Annotated in this window: 10 protein-coding genes; 8 read left to right on the top strand and 2 right to left on the bottom strand. The window is 32.9% G+C overall.

The genetic code is table 11. The annotated features are described in order from the left end of the window. Positions 1–82: 82 nt before the first annotated feature. Together BLT84_RS15035 and BLT84_RS15030 are read left to right on the top strand one after the other, a co-directional pair. Positions 83–847, top strand: a complete 765-nt coding sequence (locus BLT84_RS15035) for a polysaccharide biosynthesis/export family protein (protein WP_034888165.1) — start codon at positions 83–85, stop codon at positions 845–847. A gap of 6 nt (positions 848–853) precedes the next feature. Then, entirely contained in the window at positions 854–3,259 is a 2,406-nt protein-coding gene (locus tag BLT84_RS15030) for a GumC family protein (RefSeq protein WP_091267459.1), read from the top strand. Between the two features lie 2 nt (positions 3,260–3,261). Here the strand turns inward: BLT84_RS15030 and BLT84_RS15025 are convergent, their stop codons facing one another. Continuing rightward, positions 3,262–4,005 (bottom strand): tyrosine-protein phosphatase, encoded by a 744-nt coding sequence (locus BLT84_RS15025; protein ID WP_091267456.1) that lies wholly within the window; start codon positions 4,003–4,005, stop codon positions 3,262–3,264. A gap of 86 nt (positions 4,006–4,091) precedes the next feature. On the opposite strand from BLT84_RS15025, the gene BLT84_RS15020 reads away from it, so the two are divergent. The 5 genes from BLT84_RS15020 to BLT84_RS15000 are packed head-to-tail and all read left to right on the top strand — an operon-like array spanning position 4,092 to position 12,636. After that, positions 4,092–5,432 (top strand): capsule assembly Wzi family protein, encoded by a 1,341-nt coding sequence (locus BLT84_RS15020; protein ID WP_091267453.1) that lies wholly within the window; start codon positions 4,092–4,094, stop codon positions 5,430–5,432. Between the two features lie 60 nt (positions 5,433–5,492). Further along, complete coding sequence (locus BLT84_RS15015; RefSeq protein WP_091267449.1) at positions 5,493–10,016, top strand: PAS domain S-box protein; 4,524 nt, start codon at positions 5,493–5,495, stop codon at positions 10,014–10,016. A gap of 33 nt (positions 10,017–10,049) precedes the next feature. After that, positions 10,050–10,481, top strand: coding sequence for a response regulator (locus BLT84_RS15010; protein ID WP_091267447.1), 432 nt, complete (start codon positions 10,050–10,052; stop codon positions 10,479–10,481). 8 nt (positions 10,482–10,489) lie between these two features. After that, on the top strand, positions 10,490–12,238 hold the full coding sequence (locus BLT84_RS15005; protein WP_091267444.1) for a PAS domain S-box protein: 1,749 nt from the start codon (positions 10,490–10,492) through the stop codon (positions 12,236–12,238). After that, the gene (locus tag BLT84_RS15000; RefSeq protein WP_091267441.1) at positions 12,238–12,636 is read left to right on the top strand and encodes a response regulator; all 399 of its coding nucleotides are present in this window, start codon (positions 12,238–12,240) and stop codon (positions 12,634–12,636) included. Before BLT84_RS15005 ends, BLT84_RS15000 begins: the two co-directional genes overlap by 1 nt. Positions 12,637–12,646: 10 nt before the next feature. On the opposite strand, the gene BLT84_RS14995 is transcribed toward BLT84_RS15000, so the two are convergent. Continuing rightward, positions 12,647–13,726, bottom strand: a complete 1,080-nt coding sequence (locus BLT84_RS14995; protein ID WP_034888177.1) for an endonuclease/exonuclease/phosphatase family protein — start codon at positions 13,724–13,726, stop codon at positions 12,647–12,649. Between the two features lie 356 nt (positions 13,727–14,082). Between BLT84_RS14995 and BLT84_RS14990 the strand changes: the two genes are divergently transcribed. Further along, positions 14,083–15,213 carry a vWA domain-containing protein gene (locus BLT84_RS14990; RefSeq protein ID WP_034888179.1) on the top strand — a complete coding sequence of 377 codons (1,131 nt, stop codon included), beginning with the start codon at positions 14,083–14,085 and terminating at the stop codon, positions 15,211–15,213. Positions 15,214–15,223: the final 10 nt, after the last annotated feature.

Below are 15,223 nucleotides of genomic sequence, written 5' to 3'. Positions count from 1 at the left end.
TTTTAAAGAATTCGTCTTAATTTTTTTTATATTGATTTCATGTTATTAATAACCGATTATATTTGTACCCTTAAACTTTTATATGAGAAATAAATTTCTTTTACTTTTTTTATTAGTTACAATTGCTAGTTGTTCTACTAAAAAGGAGATTCTGTATTTTCAAAATGCTGAGAAGTTGGAGAATATGAAAACTGCTATGGAATTTGAACCTACTTTTGAAGTTAACGATATTCTGCACATCAAAGTAACTTCTTTGAATGAGGAAGTAGTTTTACCTTTTCAAATGCAATCTGGAGGACAGTCTTCAGGAGGAGGTGGAGGTCAACAAAATCCATCTCTAATGGGTTATTTAGTGGATATTGATGGAAATATTCAATTTCCCGTGCTCGGAAAAGTGGAGGTTGCAGGAAAAACTAGAAGTGAATTAGAAGCATTTTTAACAGATAAAATACATGATTATGTAACGGATGCCGTTATTGCCGTAAGATTGCTAAATTTTCGAGTAGTGGTATTAGGTGAAGCAGGAGCAGAAACTGTGGTAGATGTAGAAAATGAAAGAATAAGTGTCCCAGAATTATTAGCTACTGTTGGAGGAGTAAATTACACAGGTAAGCGTCATAATATTATGATTATAAGAGATGTTGCTGGTATAAAATCTGTGGGAGAAGTTGATATGACTAGCGCAGATGTCTTTAAAAATCCCTACTATTATTTGAAACAGAATGATATTGTATATGTAGAACCTACTTATAGACAAGTTAAGTCTGCAGGCTTTATTACATCTTATACAGGATTAATCTCATTAGCAACTACTATCTTTGGTATAGTGGTCCTTATTACCAGATAAATATAAATGGAGGATTTACAAGATTTTACAGAGGAAAAAGAATCGAATTTTGACATTAAAGCTGAGATCTTTAAATATCTTGCCTATTGGAAATGGTTATTTTTGGGTTTCTTAATAGGTGGCAGTATTGCTTATCTTTATAATAGATATACGATTCCAGAATATAGAACAGAAGCATCACTAATGGTTCTGAGCGACAGTGATAGCAAAAATATAGCTGGAGCTCTGCCTTCAGGTGGAGGTTCTATTTTATCGTTGGAAGATAATTCATTAGATAATCAAATTGTTACTTTAAAATCAAAAAGACTCGTTAAAAAAGTTATAAGTGAGTTAGGACAAAATATATCTTATTTTATTGAGGGTAACGTAATTACTACCGAAGCCTATGATGATAGCCCAGTGCTTATTAAATTCATATCTTCAGATTCTGTAGTTAATAATTCAAGTTTATCTCTAACAGTGACTCCTTTATCAAAAGATGAATTTTCTATTCTAAATGAATCTGATGATTCTAAGATTTCGTACGAATACGGTCAAATTGTAGATGTGAATTCTCTCAAATTTACCATTCTCCCAAATCCTAGATTGGTAAAGCATGAGCTTTCTAGAAATAAAACCGTTAAGATCTTACTAAGGCCTTTGGAAGATGTAACTACAGAATACATACAGAAATTGGAAATAGGTCCGAAAGGAAAAGCTAATGAGATTCTTTTATTATCGTTAACCCAGGAAGAAAGTAAAAGGTCTGAAGATTTTTTAAATAATCTGATGTATCAATTTAATGTTGATGGAGTAGCAGACAAAAGTCAGGTTGCCTTAAGTACCACTCAATTTATTCAAAATAGGTTGGAATTAATAACTTCCGAATTAGACTCTGTTGAAGGAGGTATAGCTGATTTCAAGCGAGATAATAGCTTCATGGATGTCAGTAGTGGGGCAGAAAAATTTATTACGAAATCTTCTGAAGCAGAATCGCAAATTTTTGAATTAGAAACCCAAAAATTAGTAATTAATGCTGTTCAAGAGTTAATTAATGAGGATAATGGTTATAACCTTTTGCCTTCAAATTTAGGAATTTCAGATGCCGGAATTTCTGGTGTAATTTCCTCTTATAATTCTTTGATATTAGAAAGAAATGCTCTTCTAAGAACATCTACTCCTCAAAATCCTGTAGTTGCAGCAATTTCAGAACAATTAGATTCTCTTAAAGATAATTTAAAGAAAAATATTCGAAATACCCTAAGCACGCTCAATCTTCAATTAAGGGGGCTTAACCAAAAAGATGCTATTGCTCAAAATAAGTTTAGCTCTTTCCCTGGAATGGAGAAAGGAATGCGTGGAATAGAAAGACAGCAACAAATTAAAGAACAGCTATATTTATTTCTTCTTCAGCGAAGAGAAGAAGCTGCCATAGCATTTGCCGTTACATCTCCAGTAGCTAAAGTGATTGATCCTGCTTATACTTTCCCAACACCTGTGGATCCTAAGCCGTGGTTGATTTTAGTAGCCGGTTTTGCTATCGGTTTAATTCTTCCATTAGTCATTTTGTTTATTACTTTTATGTTGGATACTAAGATTCATCATAAAGGTGATCTAGCATCTTTAATTAAGAATATTCCTTTTATAGGAGAGGTTCCACGAGTAAATGAGTCTAAGAATGAAACCATTCAATTAAATGATAGGTCTCCCTTAGCAGAATCTTTTAGAATACTTAGAACCAATCTTGCATATCTTTTAAAAGCTAGAAATGATAACAGAGGAGAAATTATTTACGTTACTTCTACAATAAAGGGGGAAGGTAAAACCTTTATATCTTATAACTTAGCAAGAACCTTGGCAAGTACCAAGAAAAAGGTAGTTATCATAGGGGCAGATATCCGAAATCCGAAGCTTCATAGATACCTTGATCTGCCCATGGAAACACGAGGGCTATCAGATTACTTATATGATTACGATATTAATCCAGCGGATATAGTTTCTCCGTCTAGTGATCAAGATATTAAGGTAGATTTAATTTTATCGGGAGCAATACCACCGAATCCTGCTGAACTTTTTATGAGCAATAGAATGAAAGATCTATTGGAATATCTAAGTAGCAAATATGATTTTGTAATTGTAGATACAGCCCCAACTATGATTGTAACAGATACATTGTTAATTAGCCCGCTGGCAGACACAACTATCTACGTTACTAGAGCAGGATATACAGATAAAAAATTATTAGACTTCCCTAAAGATCTTAAACAACAAGGTAAACTTAAAGGTTTAGCAATCGTATTAAATGATGTGGATTATTCGAAATTCTCTTACGGAGCTAAGTATGGATATTCCTACGGCTATGGCTACGGTTACGGAGCGGATAAAGAATCTAAGTTGAGAAGATTATTTGGAAGAAAATCTGGAAAATCCTAGGTTTAAAAAATATCCTTTGTATTATTAATTAAACTCTTAACAATGTTAAGGGTTTTTTTATTTAGTTGAATATTTTCTAACTTCTCAAGGTGTTGAATGCGATGTGTATCGCTGCCAATAAAATTATACATACCGGCTTCCAACAATTTTAACGCAGTTTTTTCCATATTTTTACCATAATGAGAAGTAAGGGAAAGGGTGTTAAGTTGAAATAGGCAACCTCTACTTATTAGATCTTCATAATTTCTCAGATCTGATGCATGATAATAGGCATATCTCTCTGGGTGTGCCAAAACTGGTTTATATCCTCTAGTTTGAAGTTGAAAAAGTATTTCGTTTAAGTTAATAGGGGCTTGAAAATAAGACATCTCCACAAGCACGTATTTACCTTTGAGCGTTAATAATTGTTCTTTCCGTAGAATTTCAAGAAAGCTGTGATCCATCATATATTCAGCAGCTGCAGTTATGGTATTCTCCTTTAAACCGCTATCAGTTAACATCCCTTCTTTAACTATAGAGAGGGCTTTACCTATAGTTTCTGGTGTGTTTGGATAATAGTCGTTCATAATATGAGGAGTAGCAATAAAATTTCTCACCCCTAAACTTTTTAATTTCTTAATTAAAATTAAAGACTCCTCTATAGTAGATGCACCGTCATCTATTCCAGGTAAAATATGATTATGAATATCTGTAATACCATCTAAATGATCTTTTAAATATTCTTTTTTCTTAAAAATCGAAAGCATTAAAAATGTTTTTATAGCATAAAATTACATATTTTTAACTCATATATGGCTAATGTTAAACGTAGCTTTTAAATTAATTCTTCTGAATGAAATTAAAATTACTCATCCCGATACTATTATTCATTTTCTCATCTACCTTGGCGCAAAATATAAAGTTTAATGGAAAAGCTTCTATTCAAGGATTGATATATTCTAATGAAGAATCACCATTTTGGTTACACAGCAACCAAAGAGGGCGTATAGATGAAAAAACAAATATATCAACTTTTATAAATGGGGATGCAAGTTATCAGTTATCAGATAAAGCAAGTTTAATCGCTGGGGTAGGATTTTTATATCAAGATGGTTATACAGATAAGCTGCAATTGGATGAATCTTATCTTCAATTTAAAAATAGTTGGCTAGATGCAATTGTTGGAAGAAAGCAAAAAGATGAACTTTATAATGGTCTTAGCGCTACCAATGAAAACATTTTATGGTCTCTTAATGCAAGACCATTACTGGGCTTAGGTTTTAGAACTAATAGAACTATCTATTTATCGAGAACTGCAGGTTTAGGGTTTGATGCTTCTATTGAAGAATTCATAACTGATGATGAAGATAGATATGTAAAGGATACCAGAATTCATCATAAAAGTTTTCATCTTGTTTTCGATAAATATGAGAAATTCAGTCTAAAGATTGGACTTCAACATTTTGTAGAATGGGGAGGAACCTCTCCAACTTTTGGAGATTTACCTAGTAGTTTTAACGATTACATAGATGTATTTACAGGAATGGAAGGTGATGATAGCGTTGGAGGAGAAGAGGTTAATGCCTTAGGAAATCAAATGGGAAGTTATGAGATCTACTTAAATACGATAGTATCTCACTATGATATTCAATTATTATATAATCATCTTTTTGATGATGGATCTGGACGTGTTTTAGCAAATACTCCAGATGGTAGGTATGGAATTTTTATAGAAGATCAGGAAAAAGGCAAATGGGTAGAATCCTTTATATACGAGATATTTTACACTAAAAATCAAAGTAGTAATAGCCCAACTACGGATGGTAGAGATAATTATTTCAATAATAATCTCTATAGATCTGGTTGGACATATGAGCAAAGAGTTCTTGGTGTTCCATTTATAACTCTGGATAATGAAAGATTTAGAATTGCTAATAATACTATCTTGGTTCACCACTTTGGTATTGGCGGTATCGCTTTAGACAAATATTCTTATAAGCTTTTATCAAGTTATAGATTGAATTATGGAGCAAAGGGTGATAATACATTAGATTCCTCTGTGTTATCAACCTATCTAAATATTGGTGTTTGGAAGGATATTATAGACGTAAATATTACGCTAGGATCAGATTTCAGTTCTATATCTGCTCCTAACTTTGGAGCTGGAATACAGATATCAAAAAGTTTCTTTTAGAGAGAGCTTTCAATTTTTGTATCTTAAAGCGTTAATTTCCCCAATTTAATTCTTTAATCTATGTTGCTAAACAATGCTGAGGTTGAAAATCGAAATACTATTCTAAAAGCTATCCATGATGAAGACGCCGAGGTTAAGGTTGTCGAAAACGCTATCTTGAGAGTAGATATTCAAGGAAGAATAAAATACCTTAATGAGGCAGCAGCTAAGCTTTTAGATAAAGAATTTTCTACAGAACTGTTAGCTGATTCTTCCATACTAAATATTGTCTCTACTGAAGAATTAAAATTGTTCTGGAGAAAATTTAAAGAGGTAATTACTGGTCAGGTCTCATTCTACACCTTCCAAAATCAACATTTTGAGAGCGCTGTTTTTATGCAGTTATGCCCCGTATTTAATGAGGTAGGTAAAGTAAACGCTGTAGATGTTTTATTATCTCAGAATAAGCTAAATAGTGTTAGCAAAGCAGAAGATAAGTTAAGAAAAATCTTAGAAAATGCTTCAATTGGCATTCTATTAACCAAACCCACCGGAATCGTTTTAGATTCTAATAAAGCTGCACGAGATATGTTTGGCTATTCTAAAGCTGAACTCTTAGAAGTGCCCAGAGAGATCTTGTTTGAAACAAGGCATCCTCGCATTGATAATCTATTAAAAGATAGATCCAAAAATGGTTTTGCCAGTGGAGAGCTTAAAGCTTATAAAAAAGACGGTACAGAATTTTTAGTAGAAGTGTATTCAACCTTATTTGAAAATGATAAAAATGAACTATTAACCAGTACTGTGCTAATCGATATTACAGAGAGAAAAGAGAATGAATTAAAATTGCAGAAAGCGACTCAAATTTTTGAGTCATTATTTAATAATTATCCAGATGCAGTATATTCTTTTGATTTGGATGGGAAATTTGTAAGTGTTAATCAAAGCGGACTCGATTTAATTGAAGCAAATCTAGAGGAAGTTTTAGAGCATGATTACAATAAGATGTTTCCTGAGGATGAATTGGTAAAGGTTTGGAAACATTTCAATGAAGCTTTAAAAGGAAGCGTAGAAAATTATGATGTCGATTTTATTAGTCACAAAGGCAACAGAAAGCGAATTAACATCACTAATTTTCCTGTAATTTTTAATGATGAGATAACGGGTGTTTTTGGAATTGCTAAAGATATCACCGTGCTAGAGGAGAGTAAGATTAAGATCGCTCAAAGTGAAAAACGATTCAAGAATATTTTAGATCAATCTCAAGATATTATTTGTACTGTTAGCAAGGATGGAGATTTTCTAGAAGTAAGTGCTGCAAGTAAGGAAATTTGGGGATATGAGCCAGAAGAGCTAGTTGGTCTAAATTATTCCAAAGTTATTTATCCTAGAGATATACCAAAAACTCAGAAAGCGTGGTATCAAAGCATTCAAGGTGTTATTATCACAAATTTTTCTAATAGATATATACATAAGGAAGGAAAAATAGTTCCTGTAATCTGGTCTGTGAAATGGAGTGCTAAAGATCAAATAATGTATTGTGTAGCAAAAGATGCTACCCAAATTAAAGCAGCAGAGCAGAAGATAATTGAAGATAGAAACATGCTTCGTGCTATTATTGATAATATTCCAGATTATATTTTTGTGATAAATAGAAATCACGAAACCATCTTAACCAATACAAAATTCTATTCAGAATATTTAGGGAAATATTCTGAAAAGGATACTCTTAAACTTCAACCTAAGGATTATTTTCCTGAGGAGGAAGCAAAAGAAATTATGTTAGATAACCAGAGGGTAATAGATTCTGGAATTCCGGTAATTAATAGGGAAGATGTTATAAATAGTCGCACGGGAGAAAAGGAAGTAATTTCTCTAAGTAAGGTGCCTTTTAAGAGTAAGGATAAGATCATAGGTTTAGTAGGAATAGGTAGAAATATTACAGATACTTATAATTTTCAGCAAGAACAACAGCTTGTTCAAGACCTAATAGAAATCTTAAACAGGTCTGAAGATTATAAATCTGGACTAATTGCCACCATAGTAAAAATTAAGCAGTATTTTAAATTCGAAAGTGCGGAAGCCTGGGAGGTTGGTTTCGCCAAGAAGAATATAAGGTTGATTAGTATGTCTAATGCAGATGATCTGCCGGATATTAAAGTGAGTTCAAAAGTCTTAGAATATGGAGAAGGTTTGCCTGGAATAACCTGGAAAGAGGAAGAGGTACATGTAAGCCTAAATGAAGGAAATGAAACCTCCAAGCAGAATTTGGCCGTGGGTGTTCCCGTAAAGGTAGAAGGAGAGACTATTGCAGTTCTTAGTTTTTACTCCTCGGAAAAAAAACTATGGGATGATAATTTATCTGATAGAATTTCAAGAATAGTCTATCAAATTTCTTCCAGTTTACATCGTAAATCTACGGAAGGGCAGTTAAATAACATGTTTAATTATTCTCCAAACCTAATTGCTATTATTGGTACCGATGGATATTTAAAAGAAATAAATCCAGCATTTAGAAAAGTTTTTGGGTTTGAAAGGGAAGAGTTATTAAATACACCCTTTAAAAAATTCTTACATCCATCTGAAGCTGATGACGCTTTACTTAGGTTGGAAAAGGTAGCCAATGGTAAATCTTCAGAATCTTTCCAAAATAGATGTTTAGCTAAAGATGGAACTTGGAAATGGATTAGCTGGACTCCCTCAAATATTATCGAAGAAAAAGGTATTTTATATCTATTTGGTATAGATATTACCCCAATAAAATCTGCCAACCTAGAACTTTTAAAATATAAGAATATAGTTGAAAGTTCTAAGATAGGAGTTGGCCTTATAGATTTCTATACGGAAGAGGTTTTTATTAATAAGGCCTTGAAAAGCATACTTGGTAAGAATGCTTCAAAAGTTAACAATTTACAGGCGGTGAAAGAAATGTATGGAGATCCGGAGCTTGTTAATGAAGTATTTACCCAATTAAATGCTGGTAAATATTGGAATGGAGATATTCAATTTCTAAGCGGAAATAATAAAAAGTTATTTTTCCATTTGAATGCAGGTCCTGTATTTAATGAGAATAAGGAGCTGGTAGCGCTATTTGCTTTGCATACTGATATTAGTGAAAGGAGACAGTACGAAGCTACTTTGAAAAAATACAACTATCAGATCAATAACATTTTAGAAAGTATTACCGACGGATTTTTCTCCTTGGATAAGGATCTTAAAGTAACCTATTGGAATAGAGAAGCAGAAGAATTACTTAATTTACCTAAACACGTAATTCTTGATAAAAATATTAAAGAATTTGCCGCTCGAAATGAAAGCCTTAAATTTTTTGATAAATTAGAAGATGTCATTAAAATTGGTAGAAAGATATCTTATGAAGAATATCTGGCGGTAAGAGATCAATGGTTTGAAGTGAATATCTATCCTAGTAATGAAGCATTTTCAGTTTATTTCAAAGATATAACCGATAGAAAAAAGGTGGATGAACAGATTAGAATAGCGAAAGAACGCTATGATCTGGTATCTCGTGCTACGCAAGAGGCCGTTTATGATTGGGATATTGAAAGCAACATCTTAATTTGGAGTGATGCTTATTATGCTGTTTTTGGATATGAAAAGAAATCTGAAAATGAATCTCTATTAGACTGGGAATCTCATTTATTTAAGGAAGATAAAAATCGAGTTCTTAGTGCCTTACAAAAAGTACTCGACTCTAAAGATTCCACCTGGCAAATAGAATATAGATTAATTGATACAAAAGACAAAATAACTTATGTCTTGGAACGAGGTTTCATTATTAGAGATAAGGAGAAGAAACCAATTAGAATGATAGGTTCTCTTCAGGATGTTACAAAACTCAAACAAAATGAAAGAGATTTGGAAGAGCTCAATCTTAAATTGAGTAAAAGAGCTTATGATCTCAAAGTTTCCAATCAGGAATTAGAACAATTTGCTTATATCGCATCTCATGATCTACAAGAACCACTAAGAATGGTTACAAGTTTCTTAGGGCAGCTTAAAAAGAAATATGATGATCAATTAGATGAGAAAGCTCAACAATACATCTATTTCGCTAACGATGGGGCAGTGAGAATGCGTCAAATTATTTTAGATCTTCTAGAGTATTCAAGGGTTGGAAGATTAACTTACCAAATGGAGGAGATAGATCTTAACATTCTTGTTGATGAGGTTGTAATATTGCATCAAAATACGATAGCTGAAAAAAAAGCTACTATTAAATACGATCATTTGCCCACTATCAAAGCAGCTAAGACTCCGCTACTAAGCGTGCTATCCAACTTAATAAACAACGGATTAAAATATCAAAATGGGAATAGCAATCCTGAAATCGTTATAAATGTTAAGGATCTGGGAGATAAATGGGAATTTATTATATCTGATAATGGAATTGGTATAGATCCTCAGTTTTTTCGTAAAATATTTATTATCTTTCAAAGGCTGCATTCAAAAGAGAGTTATTCAGGAACAGGGATTGGATTAGCTATAAGTAAAAAGATAATTGAAAATCACGGCGGAACTATTTGGCTTGAATCTGCCTTAGAAAAAGGAAGTGTTTTTCAATTTACTATCAAGAAACAATTTTAGTATATTTACATACCCCAACGAAACTTAACCCCTATGAGTCCCATAAATATCTTATTGGTAGAAGACAATGAAGGAGATATATTATTAACTACCGAGGCACTAACTGAAGGCAAAATTGCCAATAAAGTAGATGTAGTTAAAGACGGATACGAAGCTATTTTGTATCTAGAAAATAAAGGTAGATATGTTGATGCAGCTACCCCAGATCTCATACTTTTAGATGTAAATCTTCCTAAGTTAAATGGGCACGAGGTTTTAGAAAAAATAAAGTCAAAGGATCAATTAAAACATTTACCGGTTATTATGCTTAGTACATCTTCTTCTTCAGAAGATATTATGGCATCCTATAAAAATCAGGTAAATTGTTATATTACGAAGCCTGTTGAGGCAGAAGACTTTTTAAGAGTGATTTCTTCTATAGAGCAATTTTGGATCTCTGTGGTTAAACTTCCTAGTAGTAAATAGGCCTAGATTTGAAAAATACTAAACTCAATATACTTGTAATTGAAGATCACTTAGGTGATTATATTCTTATAGAAGATTATCTCAACGAGGAGCATTTAAATATTAGTTTAATCCGAGCAGCACGATTCTCTGAAGCCAAGGAACTTCTTATTCATGAGCATAATTTTGATGTAGTACTATTAGATCTCTCCTTACCAGATGCAGATAACAATGAAGATCTTGTAACTTCTGTAGTAGCATTGGCACCTAAAATACCGGTAATAGTACTAACGGGCTTTGCAGATAAAGATTTTGGAGTAAAGACCTTAAATTTAGGAATTTCAGATTACCTTTTAAAGGATGATCTTAATGCAGCGCAATTATCAAAAAGTATTTACTATAGCATAGAGCGTAATATTACTACAATACAGCTGGGCGAATCTGAGAAAAAGTATAAAAACTTATTTGATTCCAGTCCGCTACCAATGTGGGTTTTAGATAGGAATAGCTTGCAATTTCTTAGCGTAAATTCTGCAGCTATTAATTTATATGGATATACCCAAGAAGAATTTCTCAATATGACGGTTAAGGATCTTTGGGCGGAAGATGAGGCTGTTAGAATTGAAAAGATATGGAAGAATTGTATACATACTTTTCTTAAAACTAGTGTAAAGCATTATACTAAGAGTGGAGAAATTATTGAGCTTGAAATTAAAAGCAATCCTATAGAGTTTGATGGTAAAAAAGCGAGGGTAACATTAGCTACAGATATTACTGCAAGAGTACTGGCGGAAAAGGCTTTGATCTTGAGTGAACAGCGATATAAAGCGCTAGTTCAAGAAGCATCAGAACTAGTAATGATCTTAAATTTTGAAGGGGCTTATACGTATGTTAGTCCATCATCCAAAATGATATTAGGAATTGAACCCGACCTTATATTAAATAGTAATTTCTTTCATCTTATACATCCGGAAGATCTAGCCAGTGTGAAGGAAGATTTTCTTAAATTAGAACATACTAAGCGAATTCAATTGAAGTCATTTAGGGTAAGGTCTAAGTCTGAAGAATGGAGATGGCTTGAGACCATTCTTACAAATCTAACTCATGATCCTTCCGTAGGTGGAATTGTTGCAAACTCAAGAGATATAACAGATTTTGTAGAGCAGGAGAACAAGCTTATTGAAAGTCTTCTTCGATATAATATTGTAGCTAAAGCCACCAGCGATACTGTTACAGATTATGATGTACAATTAGATAAAATGGAATATAATGAGGGTATGGAAAAGATGTTTGGCTATACCCAAGAGCAGGTAGGTACTAAAGGAGATTGGTGGGATGACAAAGTACATCCGGAAGATAGAGATAAGGTTAAGTTTAAAACTCAAGAATTGTATCTCTCTGGTGCTTCCAATTTACAAGTTGAGTATAGATTTCAATGTTCAGATGGAAGTTATAAGTATATTCTAGATAGAAGTTATCTGGTAACAGATGATTCTGGAAAACCTAAGAGAATGATAGGTTCTATGCAGGATATGACAGAAATATATGAATATATCAATACCATTAAAGACAGGAATGCGTGCTTAAAAGAAATAGCCTGGACGCAGTCTCACGTTGTTAGAGCCCCGTTAGCAAGAATTATGGCTATCATAGATCTATTACAAGTTCAAGGAGGTTTAGGAGAGCAATCTAAACTTTTGGAATATATTGTAACTTCAGCTAAAGAACTAGATGAAATAATACGTAAGATCACAGAGAAAACTGAACAAGAAGTATAATGGCAAAGATCCTAATTATAGACGATGACAGTATTGTAGTTTTTGTACAACAACGCATTCTTCAGAAATGTGGGGTTTCTTATGAACCATTGGCTTTTAAAAATGCTCAAGAAGGCATTAAATATTTGAGAGATACGACTATTCAGGAAAGAGAATACCTTATTTTTCTAGATATAAATATGCCAGAAATTAGCGGTTGGGAATTTCTAGAGATCTTGCAAAATTTGGAAGATACAGAAGATATTAAAGTGATAATGGTAACCTCTTCTATAGATTCTTGCGATAAGAAAAAGTCTATAGACTATAAAAATGTCTATTCATTTATTGAAAAACCAATTACAGTAGAACGATGCAATGAGTTAAGAACAGACCCAGAATTAGCCCAGTTCTTTCAATAAGATTAAAATCTTAAACATCATCATACTTTGGGTGTCCATCTTCAATTTTCTCATCTGCCCATTTTTTTTCATCTTCGTCTGGCTCTTCTGGCTCATCTTGCAACAGTTCTGCTCTAGGTTCAAAATTAAGTTTTATGAACATTGGGAAATGATCTGAGCCTATGCTTTTTAACCTTGCTATCTCTACCAATGTAAAATCGCAGGTGTGAAATACATGGTCTAAGGGCCATCTTAAGAGTGCATAACCTGTATGAAAAGTATTGTAGAATCCTCTTCCAATTCTAGGATCTAAAAGTCCGCTTAATTCTCTAAATAATTTAGTGGTTCTAGACCAAGCAACGTCGTTAAGATCTCCAATGAGCAATACAGATTCTTGATCTTTTTTTACATCTCTACCTACAAATAACAATTCTGCGTCTCTATTTGTAGAATTATCATCCTCGGTTGGGCTTGGAGGTTTTGGGTGTAGGCAGTGTAATTTTATTTTCACCCCATTATTCATAATTATGTATCCGTGAATAGAGGGAATCTCTTCAGTAATGATGTATTTGATATCTATATCTTCTAATTTCAATTTTGAATATAGATGCATTCCATATAAATTATCTTTGGGAATTTTAACGGTATATGGATAATCCTCTTCAATAACAGCCAATTCATTCTCCCATCTTTCATCGGTCTCTAAGGTTAATAAAATGTCTGGCTTGTATTCATTTACTCTATCTATTAGCTTATCAGACCTTTTATTAGTGGTAAGTACGTTGCTAACAAGAATGGATATTATAGCATCATCATCGCTCCCCTGAAATTCCAGAACCTGCTTTTTTGCAAATAGGGTATAAGGATAAATTTTTACAGCCTGATAGATAAAGCTCAATGCTAGAAGAAGCACCAACCCAATCTGCCAATAGCTGTCGAAAGAATATACTTCTATGGAGAAAGCAATGGTAAGTAAAATTAAAAAGCTTATTTGTATACGAGGAAAGTCAAACCCCCTTATCCACCACTGATCAAATTTTGTAAGTGATGCAATGGTTGGAATTAACATTATAATCCCGAAAATAGTAACAATTAATTGGAAGGTATTCATGCATGCAAATTTAAAAACTTTCTAATGATAATAGATTTATAAATTTTCTATTAAATAAAATGAGCTTTTTTGTAAGTATCGTATTTTACTAGATGCCTATTCTTAAAAATTAGCGATATAGACTTTCACTAGGTTAATTAACTTCAATTGATTTCCTCTTAGCCGTCTTTTTTTAATCTATTCAAATCTCTTATAACTCCATAAATAATATATAGTTTTTAAGAAAAGAATAACAGCAATATGGTATATATCTACATAGGCAATCTAGAATTAAGATTTTTTAATTAACAAAAATTTAGCCCGTGTTGATTTGCCAAAGCTTTCGTATTCCATCTGAAATGGCTTAACTTTAAACTATGAAAAAGAAGAATGATAGCATTAGAAATGGTTTTGTATTTAAAAAATTTGAAGAGCCGGAAAAATCTCCATTTGACAAGCTCTTTGAGATTTTTAAAGAATTAATAACCCATACTTCTGGAGATTTTGATGAAGCCATAGATTGGCTTAGACAGTTGGACGTGGAGTATAAGCTTACCGATGAAGATTATACCATAGACGATTTTATTGAAGATCTTAAAAAGAAAGGCTTTATTAGGGAAGAAATAGATCCAGATGGAAATGGAGGTATGGCAATTACAGCTAAAACCGAAAGAGCGATAAGACAGCAGGCCTTGAACCAAATATTTGGGAAGTTAAAGCGTAGTGGATCTGGAAATCATTCTACAAAACATCAGGGAATAGGAGATGAGCATACAGGCGAGTTTAAAGATTATCAATATGGTGATTCTTTAGATAAGATCTCTATGACAGAAAGTTTGAAGAATGCCCAGATCAATCATGGAGCAGGAAGTTTCCAGATGACAGAGGATGACTTGGTAGTAGAAGAGACTCATCATAAATCTCAGATGAGCACAGTTCTAATGATAGATATAAGTCATAGTATGATATTATATGGAGAAGATAGAATAACTCCTGCAAAAAAGGTAGCAATGGCCTTGGCAGAACTTATAACTACCAGATATCCAAAAGATACTTTGGATATTCTTGTTTTCGGAAATGATGCATGGGCAATTTCTATTGGAGATCTTCCATATTTACGCGTAGGACCCTATCATACTAATACTGTGGCCGGTTTACAATTGGCAATGGATCTGCTACGAAGAAAGCGTAATACCAATAAGCAGATTTTTATGATTACAGATGGGAAGCCTAGTTGTATTAGAGAACGAGATGGCACCTATTACAAGAACAGCGTTGGTTTGGATCCTTATATAATAGATAAATGTTACAATATGGCCCAACAAGCTAGAAAATTGCGCATTCCTATTACCACATTTATGATAGCACAAGATCCATATTTAGAACGTTTCGTGAGAGAATTTACGCAAGCTAATCATGGTAAAGCCTTCTTTACTGGATTAAAAGGACTTGGCGAAATGATCTTTGAAGATTATGAAAATAATAGAAAAAAACGCATAAAAGGATAATTAGAATCGT

The organism is Gillisia sp. Hel1_33_143 (genome assembly GCF_900104765.1).
In the GTDB taxonomy this organism is placed as follows: Bacteria; Bacteroidota; Bacteroidia; order Flavobacteriales; family Flavobacteriaceae; genus Gillisia.
Note: the sequence above shows the minus strand (reverse complement) of the source record. Positions and strands in the feature narration are given on the sequence as shown.